Origin of the sequence: Stieleria mannarensis, assembly GCF_014154935.1 — a bacterium.
Lineage (GTDB): Bacteria > Planctomycetota > Planctomycetia > Pirellulales > Pirellulaceae > Stieleria > Stieleria mannarensis.
In genome coordinates this window covers 118,034-137,163 of the sequence record NZ_JACEHH010000013.1, presented here as the reverse complement: position 1 = coordinate 137,163, position 19,130 = coordinate 118,034, and the positions used below count along the sequence as shown (strand labels likewise).

Sequence of the window (19,130 nt, the reverse complement as noted above, 5' to 3'; positions counted from 1 at the left end):
GTTCTACATTGTAGAACCATTGTCTCAATTGTTCCCCTCAGCCGTCCCGGCTGAGAGGATCGTCTCCGGGTGTCCGCGAAGCGGCCACCCGGAACAGCTGGCGACAGCGGTTCTACATTGTAGAACCATTGTCTCAATTGTTCCCCCTCAGCCGTCCCGGCTGAGAGGATCGTCTCCGGGTGTCCGCGAAGCGGCCACCCGGAACAGCTGGCGACAGCGGTTCTACAATGCCGCCGCTGAAACAGCCGATCAGATCAGGTCGCCGAAGGCGGCATCGAGGGCATCGATGCGGTCGTCTTCGTCGTCATCTTCGTCGGCCAACAGGTCGATGATGTCGCTGGTGATCACGGGGGCGACCGGATCGGAATCGGCAACGGCAACGACATGCTCTGCTTCGACCATCTCTCCAAGCCCGCCGTTCGCCTGACCACGTGCCAGTTCGTTGATCACCGCCAGCGCATCCGACGGCGAAATCAATTTATCGCCGTTGACGTCGTAGTACGGAGGCCCGGCATCGGTGTCTTCGACGGGAATACTGGCCGAGGACTGTCGGGCCAGGTGGTTGATCACCAACAGCGCGTCGATCGGCGAAATGTTCCCGTCGTCGTTGACGTCGGGCTTCAGATTTGGATTCTGCAAGCGGCTGCCGGTGACCTGCACCTGAACCGTTCCGGGACTGCTGACGCGTCCGGCGAGGTCGGCGATCGTGTAGGTGAAGGAGTCGATCCCCAGGAAGCCTTCGGCCGGGATGTAGCGAATCGTTCCGTCGCCCAGCGGCACCACGTCACCGCTCAGCGGAGAGTCGACGATTTGAATCGAGGTCAGATCCAGTCCGCGGTTGGGGGCTCCCGCCGCCGCATCGGGATCCGCATCGTTGGCGGCCACATTGATCACGATCGTTTCATTGATGAACGTGGACACCTGGTCTCTGCGAGCGATCGGTGCCGCATTGGCCGCGATCGTCACCAACCCCTCGTTGCTATATTCGCCGTTGTCATCGGCGACGCGATAGCGGAACACGTCTTCGAGTGCGAAGCTTTGGAAGGCGGTGTAGGTCACGACACCTTCATCATCGATCGACAGTGATCCGAACGCCGGTTGCAGCGTGACCTGGATCGACGTCGGCACCAGGACGCCATCGGCATCGGTGTCATTCTGCAAAACCTCGATGATCGTCGGCCCGGACGGGTTGAGCGTCGGATTATCGGGACGCGCGACCGGAGCGTCGTTGCGTCCCTCAACCGTCACGGCAACCGACACAATGTTGCTCTGAGCTCCCTGGGAATCAACGATTCGATAGTTGAACGAGTCGACACCAGAGCTGCCTTCGGTCAACGCTTGCAAGGCGATCGAGGTGGAAGGGTCATAAGTGATCACACCGGTCGCTTCGTCGTACAGCACCCGTGCTCCGCTGAGCGAAAAGGACTCGGGGGCCATGATGATCGACAGCGAATCACTGGGGTTGTTGATGTCGGGATCGATGTCGTTGTCCAGAAGTTCGTCCACGCTGATCGACAGCACCGAATCTTCGTTGGTCGATACAGTATCGGCCACGGCCGTCGGTCGATCGTTGACCGCGGTGATCACCAATTGCAAGACTTCTTGAACGCTTGATTCGCCCTGTGAGTCGATCGCGGTGACGGTCAAGTCGACGGTTCCGTTGGCGTTGGCCGCAGGAATGAACCGCAACACCCCGTCGTCGCTAATGGCCGGCAAATGGTCTTGCTGGAACAAGCTTTCCGCATCGACCGGCGTTGAGACTTCAAAGCGGACGGTTTGCGACAACTCGTCAGCCGGTCCGGGGCTGATGTTGGAAGCCCAGGGTTGTGAGTAGGGTCCGCTGTCCTCATTGACGGTGACCGGATTGGCCACGCGGTCAAACGTCGGAGGATCATTCACCGCGTTGATCCGCAGCGTGAAGGTCCGCGGTGCCGTCGATGCAGCAGGGGTTCCATCGGCGGGCACGTCGGTCAGCACGACTTCGAAACTGGCCACGCCGTTGGCGTCACCGGCAGTTTCGAATTGCAGGCTCGCGGTGTCCGAATCGCCATCGACGACCGCGACCGGTGCCGAAGTGAACAAATTGGGATCGCCGGAGATCTGCGTGACGGTGAAGAACACGTCTTGGGTGTTGATTTCATCCAGGGCCGTTCGCGGCCCGGGCAAGACATTGACGGCCCAGTCGTCGATCGTCACCGCACCGGCATCTTCGTCGACAATCACGTTGACCGGACCACTGTATTGTGGCGTGTTGTTGACCGGCGTCACGAGGATCGAAACCGAGTTGGCTGCGATACGCGCGTCCGCCCGTTCGGTGCCCCCCGACCCGATGTCCACCGTCGTGCCGTCGTCGGTCACGGTGTAGATGAAGGAGTCGGTGCCGACAAAGTTTGGTCGCGGCGTGTAACGCAGCCCGATCAAGTTTCCGAAATCGTCGCGGATCTGGGTGATCGATCCGCCGAACGCGGTTTGAACCGGCGTCGGTTCCTGCAATTGCAGCGTTTGATTGCCGCCCGGCGTCAAGTCTTGTCCTTCGTTGTCCGGCCCCACCGCAAACACATCCAATAGGCCTCGATCGTTGCCGACACCGACGTTGAAGATGTCCAGCGATCCGTCCTCGTTGATCGAGAATTCCAGCGGATCGACATCGGTGCGGACCACCGGGGGATCATTTTGCGGCAGGACATCGATCGTGATCGTGACCGGATTCGATTCGTTTAAATCGCCCCGGGCCAAGTCATCGGCTCCGTCGTCGACCAACACGATCTCAAAATCAAAGCTGCCGAACACATCCGGTGCCGGTTGGAACGTCAACACCCCGGTCGGCGTGATTTGTGGGAAGCTGGTGAAGTAGTCGCCCGACAGGCTTGCGTCGAACGACAGCGGCGAAACCGTGAACTGAACGGATTGACCGTTGATCACATCGACTTCGTCAAACGCGGTCGACGGCGGGGCCGGTTCGATGTCGAAGGCGAAGTTGTCAAAGGTGATCGGGTCGCTGTCTTCGACCACTTCGATGCTCCGCAATGGGCTGTTCGGGTCGCCGAAATCCACGGGCAACAGGTTGACCTCGAATTGAGGCCGGTCGTTGACCGGGTTGAGCACGAAGCGGACGAAATTGGCTGACGTTTGCGGATCCGCCGTGACGCCTCCGCCCCCGTGAGTGGTGCCGTCATCGATCACGGTGTAGGAGAACGAGTCGACCGGACCGATGTTCGCGTTGTAATTGACCGGTGGGGTGTAAAAGACTCCGGGGTTGCCGAACCCATCGACGCCCAGGGTCAACGTCCCGCCCAGATCGGTGCGGGTCGGAATTTGGTCCAGCGACAACGTTTGATTGCCGCCTTCGGCATTCGGATCGGCCTCGTTGTCCGGTCCGACCACAAAGACGTCCAGCAAGCCGACGCGGTTGTAACCGCTGGCGTTGGGGTCTCGTCGAAGCGGAATGAAGAACGGCGTTCCGACGTCCCCGTTGGCCTGGGTGTTGTCCTCTTTCAACGTGTACGTGATCGTCCCGTCAATGATTTCGTTGGTGTTCGGATCGATCACCTCGGCGACCGCATACTGGTCGTCGGCACCGTTGTTATCCGACGTGCCGGTGACGTCGGGGTTGAACTGCGGCGGGTCGTTGACCGGGCGAACGTTGACGGTCACGGTGACGTCGGTCGATTTCGCATCCGTCGGGTGGTCGTCGGTGAACGTGAACACATAGATGACTTCGCCGACCGTATTCGCATTCGGGAACACGGTCAGACCGCCGGCGGCGGTGACGATCGGAAGATCGGCCATCACGCCGTCGGGATCGGTCACCTGGATCCCGGTCAGAGGGTCGACCGTCGGACGCCCCTGGTCTTGCAGCTCGTCCTGGGCGGTCAGCGGCCCGGGCAGGACCGTGGTGAACACGTTATTGATCGTCGCCTGTGCCGGACTCGGATCCTCCGGCACGTCGACCGAATCGACATTCTCGATGAACGGGGAATCGTTTGCCGGTTCGACCGTGATCGTGACCGTGGCTTCCTGAACACTCGGTTCTTCTGCCAAGCTTCGCACGGTCTGGGAGATCGGCAAGGTGGTTTGACCGTCGTCGACAACGCCATAGGTGAACTGGTCGAACGGTTGGAACGGTGACAAACGGTTGTAGTCGACCGCCGGCTGATAGGTGCCGTCGGTAAACGCCCCGTCGACGAAGTTCAACGTCAGCAGCCCGCCTTCGGGTGTCGCCAACGTTTCGGTTCCGGTGAAGTCGCTGGCGACCGTCACATTTCCGGCCGGAGTGGTGAACGACACGATGCGAATGGCTTGTTCGCTCTCGTCGTACGGTGATCCCAGGTTGACATCGAAGTCGCCCGGAACATTGGCCAGTTCCGTCACGACAATGGAAGTCGTGTCGACCAGGGTGACCGTCGGTCCCGACGCGACGCCCGTCAGTCCGGCGTTGGCCAGCAGTGTGGCCAGACCGGTCGCCAGATCATCGGCCAGATCCGACGTCGAATAGGTCAACAACAAATCGGTCCCGATCGACGCCGTCGTCGAGGTGCTCAGTTCGACCACGGTCGGTTGACCGTTGATGTCGGTGATGACCAGCGTTTGCCCGTCAACCAACTCGCTTCCATCGACCAGCGTGATCGAATCGGCAGTGGTGGTGATCGGTGAATCCGTGATCGGGCTGACACCGTCCAGCAAATCATCGGCGGTGAAGGTCAGCACGGCCGGACCGGCGGGTTCGACCGCTTCGGTCATTCCCAATGCCCGATCATAGGCGACCGGAGCGTCATTGACCGGTTCGACAAAGATCGTGCTGGTGACCGTACTGGTCCTCGGGACCACGTTGCGGGTTCCGTCGAGTTCCTCGTCGACGCCCATGTCCTGGACTTCATAGGTGAACTCGACCTGGCCGTAGATATTAGCGGCCGGAGTGAACACGACGTCGCCTGTCACCGGATCGATCGCCACGGTGCCGAATTGGGGATCCATCGAAACCGAAATGATCTCGAGCGCTCCGTCGTTTCCATTGACGCCTTGATTTTCATCGGCGGCGGCGGACGCCCCGGCAGCATCATTGCCCAACAGGAACGCGGCGGGGATCGTCAACTCGTTGTCTTCGGTCGGGACCGGAACCTCCAAACTCTGATCCAGATAGAAGTTGTTGTAGCGATCGTTGGCAGTCGAAACCAAGTCCGATGACAACAGCGGATCGCTGTTTCGCGGTGCGACCAGAATGTTCGCTTGGGCATCATCACTCAGCGGCGTTCCGGCGACGGGGTCGCCGTTCTGATCGAGCGAGCGACCGTCATCTTCGATGGTGAAGGAGAACGTGTCCAAAATTCGCGGGTCGCTGTCGGCCCGCAAGTTGTCGCTGTTGAAGTAGTCGGCACCTTGGTAGTAGACCTTGGTGATGAAGGTCTTGACCGGTGAAGTTGCGTCGTTCGGATCAACCGGTTCGGTCACGAAGTCGGCTGAGATCGTTCCGCCCAGCAAGGTCGTCGCGGATTGTCCGTTGTCGGTGAGGGTCACATCGCCCGTCGTGGTTGTCACCGTGATCGAGATCACCTTCAGAATCTGGTTCGATTCGTTCCACGGCGATTGGTCGATCATGATGTCCTGGTCGGCGACCGCATCGGCGAGCAAATCAGATGCGAGGAATTCTTGAGGAAGATTCCCTTCGCCGGGTTGGTATTCGAGCGCGGCCAGATTGATGTCGTCGCTGGCACGAGGCGCGTCGTTGACCGGCGCGACGTCGATGGTGACGGTCACGAAGATTCCCGCCGCGTCGGCTTCGGGTCCATCGTTGCGTTGCTTGCTGACCCGATAGCGGAACGAATCCGGTCCGTGGTAGTCGGAATTCGGCGTGTAGGTGAACAGCCCCAACGAGGCGTCATCCAAGCGGACCTCACCCCAAGTCGTTTCATAGGTGTCTGTCGTCCCGTCCTTGAGCGGCAGGTCGATGACGACCCTTTCGTTCACGAAGTCGTCTCCCGGCAGCGTGTCGTTGGCCAACAGCGTCGGCTGGCTGCCCGCAGTTCCGTCGACCACCAACACTTCGTCTTCGTTGACCGTGTAGGAATCTTTCACCGGCACCGGTTCGGAGATGTCGACGACGTTGACGCGGTAATCTTCGACTTCACCCCCGATCGCCAATCCGAAGGGATCGAAACTGCCTTCGGGAGAGAGGCGGACGCGGGCGTAGGTGAGCCCGGTGGCGGCGTTGGCCGGTGTGAACACGCGGACGTTGTTCACCCCATCGACGACGTCCAGTCCGGAGGCGACTTTTTCACCTTGGTCCAGGAAATCGCCGTCGCGATTGAAGTCGACCCAGATGTCCAGTTTTCCGGTTCCGCTGACGGCGATCGGCAGCACGGCACCGGCGCGGTCGTTACGGTCCAGGAAGGCGATGACGTCTGCGGCGTCCATCGTCGGCGATGGCACACCGTCGGCCAAGAACAAGCCTTCGGTGGTCGTCGTCGTCCCTTGGAACGCACCGACGTACAATCCATCGTCGTCCCCTGCGACGCCTGTCAAATCGTCGCCGTCGGCACCGGCCGATGGGTTTCCGTCATCGTCACCGTCGACGAACGTCCCCAACGCCGGCAATCCGGTTTGGCTGATCACGTGACGCGGGCCGTCGCTCGCCAGCAGCGTTCGGTAGGTGTCCGGCGCGTCACCGAAGTCGATTTCGACGTCGGGGATGATGATCGTGAATCGGGTGTCACCGTTGCGTTGGTTGGACCGCAACAGATTCCCCGCCCGGTCGGCGATCAATTGATTGTTGAAGTTGACGATGTAGACGCTGGACGGTTCCCACAGGGTCGAAAGCGGAGTCAAACGCAGAATGCCGCTCAGCTCGTTGTAGCCCACGATGTAGTCCTCGCCCTGGATGAGCGGCACGCCATCTTGGGTGACCTCGATGGCCTGATCCGAGATCGTGTCGTCATTCGGATCGTCCACGGTCAAGCCGTCGACACCGGTGCCCTCGAAGGGCGAATTCGGATCACGTCCGTCACCGAGGAAGAATGTGAAGTTTTCCAGCAGCGGATCGGTGACCCAGATGACCGTATCACTCGGGTCGCGATCATTGCCTTCGGAATCGTTGTCGATCGGGTTCAGAATCACCGCGTAGGGCGAATCGATATCGGTATCTTCCAGCGCGCCTCGGTCACCGAGGGCCGACGCGTTCGGGTCGACTCGGAGTTGCCCGAACGCGTCTCGCAGCGGTGCGTTGATCGGCGAAGCGGGAATGCCCAATTCGGTTTTGAAGGTCAGGTAGTTCAGACGGTCCTGTTCGGTGTTCTGAGAACTGTCCCGGGCGGTCGACGCGTCGACGAGATAGTAATTCCCGGCGGCCGCATCGACGAACAAGGGTGCCGTGTCCGGGGCGATGATCGACGCCGTTCCCGTGCTGCCGTTGTTGGTGTTGTCTTGGAAGAAGTTGGAGCGGATCACCGTCCCCGTCCCGCCGTTGCTGATGCCGACGTTGAAATCGGTGATCAGATTGTTCATCAACGTGGGACTTGCCAGGCCGACGATCTCGATCCCCGTTCCGGAGCGACCGCCGCCGACCAAGGTGTTATTGATCAATCGGCCGAAAGGAACTGGACGCTGCGGGACGGAATTGTTTTCGCCGGCGAACCGGATCCCCGAGGATCCCGAAATCACATTGTTTTGGATCACCACCCCGGGAACGAGTCGCTCGGTGTTGAGCTGCGGGAAATTGATCGTCGACCCCGGGTGCGGGACGCTTCCTCCGGCCTGGGTCGCGCCGGGCTGGACGTTGATGCCGCGAACAGACGAATCGCTGATGAAGTTCGAATCGAGGATCAGATTGCCCTGGGCTCGTTCGCGGTTGCGATCGGCCAGCAGCCCCGTCCCGCCTTGCAACAGCTGGACGTTGTCGATAAACGCCCGGTTGTCGCCTGCGGCCGGTGCGGTGTCGGTGAAGTCATAGACCCAGGTGAAGGTCGGATTGCCCGAACCGAAAGTGAACTCGGCGGTGACATAACCGGTCACGCCGGAGGCCAGCGTCGGATCGTGATCGTCTTCCTCGCCCGAGTGGTTGACCAGTCGCTGCGGCACGCCGTCGATCAGGAATCGCAAACCGTGTGTATCGAGCGCGGAATTTACGTCGTAGGCGAATCGAATCACACCGCCGGAACTGGTGGTTGATCCGAGTTCGGCACGAGTGACTTCGAAGATCGAAACCCGGTTGGTTCCCAACGGGCCCGATTCCAGACTTTGCGCTCCGATGTCGGGATTGGTCGCGGTGACCGACCAGGGATCGATTTCGGCGGCGGTGAATCCTCCCAAAACGCTGGTGTCTTGCGGCGTCAGGTCGGGAACAAACGTCGCCGGCTCGAACGACAGGAATGCCGTTTCGGTCGCTTCGTCGACATGCCGGTCGTTGGTGTCGAAAATCACTCCGACCACCGGTCCGTCGGGAGTCAGCACGACGTGTTCGTCGGTACGACGAATTTCTAATTGATACGGTCCGTTGAGAACGTCTGGGAACTGTTCCGGGTCGTTGTCGCGAGTCCGTGCGCCCCCGGCAAACAGGTTCGTCAGTCCCGCATCCCCGTTGGTGCCCGTGACCATTTCACCGCGTTCGGCGTAGCCGATGATGAAATCGTCGACGAAGAAGCCCTGGTGCTGGTTGTCCAAGCTGCGGATCGAACGCGGCTCCGAGCCTCTGGCGACGTACTCACCAAACTCGGCCACGTCGGTCGCATTGTTCGGATCGTACTCGGTGTCGATTCGTCCGAGGGTCGAATCGTTGACCGAACCGGCCGAGCTGAAGTCGATCCGCAGCATCAATCCGGTCAACCCGGCGTACTGCGAGAGGTCGACGCGAGCTTGTCGCCACTGTCCGGTGTTGTCGAACAATTCCTGAACCACTTGCTGGCTGTCTGCCCGCGGCGTGCCGCTATTGCGTCCGGCGTCGGAGAGATGCGAAAGGAATCCGGGCAATTCCGCGGTCCCCGGTCCGTCGGTCGGGTCGGCGGCGCTGAGCTGCGAGTTGTTCGAAGCCAGCAAATCCCAGGAGGCTCCTCCGTCGGCCGAAATAAACACTCGGGCGCTGTCGCGGAACGGATCGTCGTCATCGTTATCAAGGTTCGATCCGTCGTCTCCTTCGGTTTCCAGGAAGTAGCTGAAGTACAACGTCGGCCGATCGGCAGGGACCGTTCCGTTCAGGTTGAACGAGCCGGTTTCCAAAGTTCCGTATCCGCCGGCGGGCAGGTTGTAGGAGCCTTGAACGCCGTTGCCGAAGTCGCCGACGATCTCCGGGTTGCTACTCAAGTCGGCGTGGAATTCGGTGGTCAGGATCCCGTACTGGGCGTTCACGCCCGGCAGGTATTGCAAGTAGTGCTGCGAGTTCGAATTCTGGTTGAGCACCCATTGCTCCAGGCCGAACTGGTAACTGACACCGCCTTGGCTTTGGTCGAATTCGCGGAAGCTTCCCGGGGTGTCGTAAAACTCGTCGGCATCGCTCGGCACGCGAGTATCGTCTTCGGCTTCATTGATGCCATGGCCGTCATCGGTCGCACGGAGCGTCGTCGGGTGCCAAAGGTTAAAGTCCAGCGGCGAGAACGCCAAACCGATGGCGTCGGCGCCGTTGGTGTTGAGTCCGGAAACGTCCATGATGAAGCTGCCGGCGACGCCCGAGCCGACGGCGGCCTGCAGGCTGATGTCGGCGGCGGTGGAGGGCAGGTTCAGCGAGTTGTCGATTTCCAGCAGTGACAGATCGACACCGGCGTATTGGCCGACGAAGTTCAACAGCACACCGTTACCCGGGGGATTCAAGACTCCGGCGGCTTTGACGTCGGCCGGGTTAAAGGTCGGCAAACCGATCAGTGCGTCACGGACGCTCAAGATGCCATCGGTGCCGGGGGCGATCGGCACGTCGACGGAGATCCCGGCCCGCGTCTCGACAATCGACGGCGACGGGGCATTGGTCGTCTGAACCGTCGTCACGACGATCGTCGGCGCCGTGCCACCGGTCAACGCGTTGTTGAAAATGAACTGGGCGATATCGGTGCTGGCGTACGTCCCGGTGAATTCGATATTGATCGTGCCGCCGGGCAGGGCGCCGGTTCCGGTGACGATAATGTTGCCGTTGAGTGCGGGAATCCCTTGTTCCAAAGCGGCCTGGACCGCGGCGGCGGGGGCATCCCAGGCGATCGGAGCGGAGACGCCTGTGACGGGACCGGAAGCCAATTCCAGGGTGAAGCTCCCGCCGTTGGGACCGCCGGTCACGTTGAACTGCTGAATCTCATTTTGCAGCAGGTTCTCGGTTGCCGCCGGCACGGTTAGCAGCGACACATTCTGATCCTGAAGATCGCCGGTGAATCGGACGCTCAGCGCTCCCGCAGCGAGCGTCGATCCGGTCACGATCACATTGCCGGGGCCGATCGTCACCAGGTTCTCCAACGCCGTCTGCACATCACTCGCTGATGCGTCCCAGGCCAGCGCCGCGGTCGTCGCGCCGCGGAAGCTGAGAGCGAAATCGCCGGCGTTGACATTCGGGTCGAGTGAGATTTGTTGAATCTCGTCTCCGACCAGTCCGGTTTCATCGGCGGTCAACAGGGGCAAGTCCTTGGCCGCCAGGCTGCCGACAAACTCAATGTTGACCGGGTTGGAAACGGCCAAACCGTTCAACGGACCGCCGCTGACGATGACGTTCCCCAGCCCGCCGACGACGGGAAGTGCCGCAATCGCCGAGCGAATTTGGAAGTTCGGTGCGTTGTAGGGAATCGGCGTGGTCGTGTCGACCCGCGCCACGTCGGAACCGAAGGCGTGAGTCCCCGGCAACGTTCCGTTGGCTCCGCGAATCACGGTGAATTCGGCACCGGCATCACCCGGGTTCGGAACGACACCGGTGACTCGCAAGTCTTCGCCACCGATCCGAATGTTGAACCCACCGGATGAAGGGAACGGTGTCGCATCGAGAACGGTCAACGTTTCCGAGACGATCGTGACGCTCCTGAAGTTGCTGTGGTGCGCCGCCGATGTTCCGTTGTCGCCCCGCTGGTCCACGGTCAGCTCGTTGGCGATCGTGTCGACGAAGTTGACTTGCATCTCCTCGTCTTGGATACGAATCGTAAACGGCACTGCCGGAAACGCACTCGCGTCAAAGACGGGAATCGTCAACGTCGTGTCGTTGATAGCAGCCGACAGGAAGTCACCGTTGGGAAGCGACAGGGAGCTGGTGGTCAACGATGTCACCTTTTCGAACACCGTCGCGGTGTCGGCGTGCGCCGTTGCAAACGTTCCATTGATCCCACGGGTCACCGTCCATGCATTGCCCGTGGCCGAATCGACGCGCATCTGTTCGGTTCCGATCTGGATGTTGAACGGGGTGGCCGGGAAATCGGACGCGTCTTGGACCGTGATCAACGTTTGCGTGGCATCGAGATCAAACGCCGGACTGGTGACGGCACCTTGATCGACGACCATCGACAACGTGAAGGTTCCGCCGCTGCCGGATCCGGTCGTGTTGATGGTCTGTGTTTCGTTCACGCTCAGGTACGACGGGGCGTCGGACGCGATCGGATCGGTCGTTTGCCGCCCGAATACGCCCGCGTCGGTCGTCAAAGTAAAGAAACCACCATCGGGGCCTGCGCCGGTGGTCAGCAACTGAGCCGCGCCGCCGGATTCGAAGGCCACGAATCCGTTTCCGGAAGTGTCAAAGGCGACCAGTTGCCCGCGGGAGGTGACCGCAAACAAAACGTTCTTGTACGCGCCGCCTTCGAGGTTTTGAGGGCCGAGAGTGAGACCTTGGAATTCCAGGTCGGGCTCGCCGATCGCATTGGTCGCGTCGACTCGATTGATCACATCACCGGTGTTGGGATTGATTTCCAGGAACTCACCGGCGTCGGTCACACCGTACAGGTTTCCGGTGCCGAAGAAGTTCGAGAACGACAGACCGGTCACGCGACCGGCCAGAGGCCCGTCGGCGCCGTCGCTGGCGGCGGTCGTCAAGACCGCACTGGTGGTGATCGCCGGCGTTCCGGTCGCACCGTTGCCACGGTTGTCCGCGTTGCCGCTGTAGATCACCGCGGTGACCAGTCGGCTGGCGGCCGGGTCGTTGTTGATCTCATCGACGATGGCTTGGGCCGTCGGCGCTCCGGTGATCGGGGGGCCTCCCGTGCCGCCGAGCGTCAGAATGATCGTATTGCCCGTTACGTTGACAACGGCGTTGGTGTTGTTGGGGCGATTGGGGTTGATCACCAGATCAAATGCACCGGCCAGACCGGCGACCTTGGATTTCAGCCGGATCGTGGTTTGGGGAGTGGCGCCGTTGGCCGGCGGGGTGCCGCGAACGGTCAGACTGTAAGTCTGGTAGTTGACATCGGCCGGCTGAATGTCTCCCTTGACCCCGTAAGTGTTTCGGGCATTCAGGGTCAAGGTCGCGTCACCGCTCTCGGTCGCCAGATACAACTTCGACGACGTGTCCGACTCTCGGACAGCGTAGTAGACGTCATAAATCGGCGTCGGTGCCGCCGCCGGACCGGTCGTGCCGACCCGTCGGAAGGTCAACGCGTCGACTTCATCGGAGGTCGTGAACTGATCGGCACGTCGGGTGCGACTGATATTGTCTTGGATCTGGTTAGAATACGACGATGTATTCGGGGTGGGGGTCTGCCCGTTGATATTGTCGTTGCCGACGGGCGTGATGTTGCCGGTTTCCGGATCGATGCTGACCAATGCACCGACGCTGGACGTATTGTCATTGAGTCGTTGATAGCCGTACATTCGGCCATCGGTTCGAATCACCACGTCTTGAACGTCATTGACACCGCCGTTGATCCCGCCGCCATCGGAGACCCGAGTCAGCCAGCGAGAACTCTGGAATGCATCGACGGTATACAGGTGGTCGCTGTTGCGGTTGCTGTCGTCGTTTTCCCGCTCGTCGGTGGCCACGTACAACGCGACGTCCTGCAGCGTAAACGGTTTGACGTTCATGCCAACGCCGGCCAGCGTGTTGATGTCGAACAGCCCTTGCGGCGTCTCGGGAAAGATCGGGATTCCGCGTGACGAGTAACCCTGGAATCCGAGGTGGTCTTCGACGATCCGCGACACCGAATTGACCGGTTCGAGACGAACCAGGCCGTTGCCGGCGTTGGCCGGGTTGGCTTGGAAGATTCCGGTCAACGCCGTCGGCAGCAAGCGGTCGCTCATCACGGCGACATAGAAATCGCCGCCCGGCGTCAGGTGAATCGGACCGATGTACGCGTCCTTGGTTCCCAACGACCCCCGGCTCAGATCGTCGATGCTGCCGTCGGCCGAGGCGTTGCGGTCGTCTTCGACATTCGACTCACGTCCGATAAACACCAGGTTGCCGTCTTCGTCGAACACCGCGACGGTGGTGTCGGCGCGGACGGCTTTGTCGGAGTAATCCAGGTCCAGCACGACCGCGATCGTTCCGGGACTGTCGTTGACCCCCGCAATGACCTGGACCCCGGTCTGTTCAAGGCTGAAGCGATACCAATCGGCGTCGGTCTCATTGGAAATGTTGCCGGAAATCCCCAACGCGGCGACGTCGGTTTCCAACAGGTTGACCAACTGCTGCGCCTGAGTGAACGTGTTGTTGTTGGCGTTCGTTTCACCGGCTTCACCGATCAACGGGCTGTGTGCGGGCAGACCGCGCACATCGATTCCGGTTTCGGCGAAGCGGATGTCGGCAAACCGAACCGTCGATCCCGCGAACTCTTGCACCTGGTCGAGTCGAAGTTGCAACTGGTATTCGCCACGGCTTTCACCGGCCAGCGCGGTCACGTCACCGAGTGATGCGGGGTTGCTGCGGACGCGAACGAAGTACGTCCCGGTCTGCCCGGGCGTTCCGGGCAGCACGTATCGGAATCCGGGGTCACGGAAGTTTTGCGTGTAGTGGTCCCCGCCCAGCAGCGGGTTCTTGGTCAGCGTATCGTCGTTGAGATTCCCCGGGTCGTTGACTCCGGAGCCGACCGATCGCGCAAGGACGGTGCCGGCCGCGTTGATGACTTCGACGATCGCATCGAGATTGGTGTCGGTGCGATCGATGTCGATCCAAACTTCCGTTCCCGCGGTGCCGTTGAAACTGTAAACGTCGACGTCGTCGGCATCGGTCGGGCTGATGTAGCCTTTGACGACGAAACCGAGTCGGCGATTCTCGTCGCCACTCTTCTGGTCCGGCGCGATCACACCGAGGTTCTGGGCGACGACGTGATTACCGTTGACGTCGTTACCGTTGGTCAGCGGGTTTTCCGCCTCGCGCACGATGGCGACGTTCCGGTCGTTGCTGAATTCGTCGAACAACAACCCGCGCCACTGCCCCGGAGTACCGATCGTGGGATTGGCCGAATTGTTCGTATTGCTGTTCAGATCGCCGTTGGGGGTGAAGCCGGCGCCGACCGTGTCATCCGACAGCGAGGTCAAGACGACCGGGTGACCGGGCGTTCCCAGAATGTGGATGGTACCGCCGATGCGATCAATGATCTCTTGCGGCTTTCCGGTCGCGGTGAACCCGTTCGATCCGTTGGTCGCTTTGACGACCAGACTTTCGGAGTTGCTGCTTTGCAGCGTCAGGCCGCTGTAGGTGTGATGATTGCCGACGACGACTTCACCGGCGATCACATGGACCATGTCGGTGTCGTCCCAGACCGTCTCGGTGGTCAGGACTTCGCCGCGGATCTGCATCCCATTGATCGAGTTGTCGTCCAGTTCATTCAGCCGGACGAGCGGCCCCCGGTTGTCGTCAAAGAGCGAATAGCGATCGATCCGCCCGGTGCTGCGTCCGGAGTCGCGTTGCGTTTCGAAACGCATCGCGTTGGCATTGATGTTGATCGCCGGTCCGTCGTTGTCGACGATCGTGTTGTCGAGAATGATCGGTTGTGCGCCACGGACGTAAATGACCGCATCGGAGTGTCCGCCGCGTCCGTTGCGTTGTCCGCCGCCTCCGCCGCCGGCATTGGATTGCAGCAGGCTGTTCGCGATCCGAACGTCCGCCTGATGAATTTCGATGGCGTTGAACGGCGCCGCACCGCCTTCCAGAGACGTGCTGCCGCCGCCGTAAGCGATCAACGCATTGTCGATGCTGCCCGAAGTCGCTTGGCCGAAGTACAGTCCGCCCCAATCGGCGGGGGCCGGGACCGGGTTGCTGGTCGGGTCCGAGTTGAATGTCCCGCTGCCGCCGTAGCGGTCGTCGGAAATGGAGGTGAAGATCACCGGACGGTCCAGGGTGCCTTCGGCGATCAAGGCGCCGCCGCCACGTTCGACTTCGATCCGTGAGAGGTCCAGTTTGACGATGACCCCCGGATCGACGACGAGGCGGCCCGAGGCACGCGCGAGCAGTTGCCGCGAGGGCGTCAGGATCGGTCCGCCCGCGGCACCGGAGATGATCAGGTTTTCGCTCAGGACGTGGGGGATGTCCGCGTCGTCGAAGCGACCCGAAACGTCCAACTTGTCGATCGTCGATCCCAGCGGAGTCTTGACTCGGATGAACAAGCCGTTGACCGCGTTGTCTTCGAGGTAGTTCCCGGCGACGTCGGGACCGATCCGTCCGTTGGAATCATCGAACGCATCCGGGCTGGCCGAAATCGCGGGACTTTTTGCGTTGGTGATCCGGTTGAAGGAAACCGTCGGACGGGCATCGGTGATGTAGATCGGCGCGAAGGGCAATTCGTTGGCGTCGACAAAGACGTTGCCGCCGCCGTTGTCGATGTCCGCGTGGTTGACGTAGTTCAGATAGCTGCCGAAGGCGTCCAGATCCGAATCACCGCGGAAGACGATTCCACCGAAGTCACCCGGGGAAACGCTGGGGCCGACGCCATCGGAATCGCCGCCGAATGCGTCGTTGTGATAGGACCGGAACAGCACCGAATGTTCCGGCGTCCCCAAGACTTGGATCGATGAATTGCTGCGGCTGATGTTGGCCGAAGACGAACCGGCATCGATGTTGGCGCGGCGCATCTTGAACAACGCGCCGGCCTCGATCATCACGTTCACGCCTTGCGGAACCAAGAATTCCGCGCCGTCGTCGAGCGGGGCTCCGGAGGTGCTCTGACCGACCAAGTAGGGCCGGTTGTCCAACGCCGTCGTAAGATCCCCGTCGTCTCCGCCGTTGGCCAGGATGCGAACCGGGTTGGGCGTCGAAATCAACGTCGGTGAACCGGCGATGTTCAAGGTGTCGATCCCGTCAAACTGAACGATGCGGGTTGAGACGCTGACCGACACCGAAGTGTTCAACCGGCCACCGGCTTTGGCCGCCGCCACGGCGGCTTGAATCGCGGCCGCCACATCGGCCGCCGTGGAGGCACCGCTGATGTCAACCGGATTGGCTCCCAACGTCCCGAACCGGAAGGTCGCGACGTTGGTTCCGTCGTCGATCACAAATTGTTCGCCGTTATTGATCGTCCCGACGGCGTCGAGGGGAACGACGATCCGGCTTCCGGCCTGCTGCAACGCGGTTTCGATACTGTCAAAGGGGCTCGTCAGCCGCCCGTCGCCTTCGGGGCTGGGACCAAAGTCGGATTGTTTGCCGACGAAGATCGTGGTGTCGGGATCGTTCGACTGGAACCAGAACGAGTAAACGCCGCCGGGGGTGCCATCGGCATCACCGTCGAAGGCTGTTCCGTCGGTATCCACAAGCACGCCGTCCTGTTCGGCGTCGAACGAGAGCTTCAGTTCATAGGCACCATCGGTCGTTCCGCCGAATCCGGAATCCGGGACACGGGGGTCATAGTCCGTGTTGCCGGTGCTGCTGATTCCGATCGCATAGTTGCCCGGTTCGAGATGGAGATCCAAGAACGAATCGGCGCCGAAGTATTGGTCGTTACGTGCAATCAGTTCCCAGCCGCCGTCGATTTCCTGATAGAGCGACATCGCGGTGTTCAGCAGGCTGGGCGTCGAAAGTCGCTCCGCGATCGTTTCGGCTTTCAGCCGTCCCGCCTCGGAAAGCGAGAAACGGTACATGTCGATGTCGGTGGAATTGGGCGGCACGATCCGCTGCAGGTGCACGACGTCGTGGTCGCCCGGCAAGACGTCGTTGGGGACGCCGGACCCCATGTTCGACGGGATGTCGTAGGAGTGTCCCAGCCCCAGCGAGTGACCGATTTCGTGGAACATGACGGACGTGAAACCGTCGCCGAAGAATCGATTCGCCTGGTCGTAAATCGCGCCATTGGCCAACGCGAATCCGCTGCTCGCCAGACCCGCGACTCCGTCATTTGGACCGAGCGTCGGGCTGACCGCGCGGAAGTCACCTTTACCGATCATCAGATCGTCGCCGAAGGGGACCGTCACCGACGATTCGCGGAACTCGTATCCGGAGAGTTTCGCGTAGATCTCGAAGATCTCGCGGATGATCTGTTTTTCTTTTTCGGTGATCAGGTTGATGTAGGGATCGCCGTTGGTATCAACGCCCAGCGTGTCGGGGAAGTAGTAGGTCCGGATGCGGGTCGAAGCCGGCAGACTCGGCGTCGTACCGATGGCGCCGATGTGTGCTTCACGTTGGATCACCCGATGCCCCGGCTCGTCTTCGCTGCCGGCCCGCGGCGGAATCGGAATCGGTTGGCGTCGGATGTTCGACGTGATTCTCACTTCCGCCGCCCCGAGCATCCCCAGACCGGTCGCGGTGTCGAACGTTGAGTTGTCATCGTCGGTCGAAAGCGGGCTGCCGGTCACGCCAGCGGCCAACCGATAGGACCCCGTCGAACCGTCGGCGCTGGAGATCTCCAAGAAGTACTCACCGGAGATTCCCACCGGGAAGCTCAGGACGTTGTCCAGGCCCGGTCCGGCGATGTTGCTGTCCAGTGGCGTTTCGTTCGCATCGAGAACGCGAAGATGCGTGTTGAGCCCCGCTGCTTGCGGGGTCACGGTGACGTTGAGCGTCGTCCCGGCATTGAGCTGGACGCGAAACAAATCGACATCGGCTGCGTTGTCGCTGACGCCACCGAAGTCACCCAAGAATCCGTTTTGGGCGAACTGGTTGCTGTCGTTTAGGCTACCAACCTGAATCGCGGTGGCGGTGGTCGAATTGTCGCCACCGGACTGACCGACGTCCAAACGGTAATTGCCTTCGGGGATCGCCGAGGCGAATTTCAACGTCACGCGGTTGGCGGCAGGATCGTAAGTCACCGATTCGGGAAGCGAGGTCGAATCGTCGGCCGGGTTGATCGTGTCGGAGGTGTTGACCAGACGATAGAACGCGGGATCCTCGACTTGCGAAGGATCCAGCGGTTGATCGTCAAAGTACACGACGATTTCGTCGGTCGCCTGCGACAACGGGTTGTAGCTGATCGGCTGCGGTACGACCGCGACGACTTGCGCGCCGCGATCGAGTCGGAAGGTGGTGAATTCGTTGTTTCCGTCGTTGAATGCTTCACCGGCCAGATTGGTCAGAACACTCGAACCGGCCCCATAGACTTGGATCTGGTAGGTGTCGTCGGGAAATGCGTTGGCCGGATCGGTCGCATTGTGCGGGGCCGAACTGGAGGTGCGAAAGACGATTCGTTGCAGATTGGTCGGATCGTTGTCTCCCGGGTTTTCCAATCCGACATATCCCAGTACGACATCGACTTCGTTGCCGTCGCCGAACGTTCCGTCGCCGCCGCTGCGGACCAGCTTGATCGAATCGGTGGTGATCGAAGCTTCATCGATATCCGCACCGGCGCGGAACTGCAGATTGAACTCACTGGGCGCGGAGTTGAGCGTATCGCCGTCGCGAAGCAGAGCACCCGAATCAGGACGGATCGCGATCAGTTCCGGCCCGGCCAGCAAGCGGCGGTCTTCCAATTGCTGGACAAGGTTTCGTCGCGATTGAAAACGCTTGTTCGCACGCTGCCGATCATGGCGTCGCTCGGCGAGGTTCCTGACACGGTTACCAAGGCTTCGAAAGCTCATCGGGGAATCCCAAAAAAACAAAAATGATAAAACAAGTTGTCTCGACCAGTGCAGCGTCGAGTGCCGTCGGCGCCGGGCCGCCGACGAAAAAATCGGATCAAATCCAGCAGGAAATCGTCAATCGCTCGCGCGGGGCCGAGCGCGATCGCAAGGGCCGGGCGCGGCCGAAAGGGACGCGGTGGGGCTCGTTTGCAATGCGATGGGGTCGCATCAGGGAGTGCAAGCGAATCGTCACGAGCGAAGCCTTTGGGGGTGCAGGC

General features: G+C 61.0%; 1 protein-coding gene. It reads right to left on the bottom strand.

The genetic code is table 11. From position 1 onward, the window contains the following. Positions 1-249: 249 nt before the first annotated feature. A complete protein-coding gene (locus H1B37_RS11090) occupies positions 250-18,870 on the bottom strand; it encodes a tandem-95 repeat protein (RefSeq protein WP_182866720.1) in 18,621 nt (6,206 codons plus the stop codon). Positions 18,871-19,130: the final 260 nt, after the last annotated feature.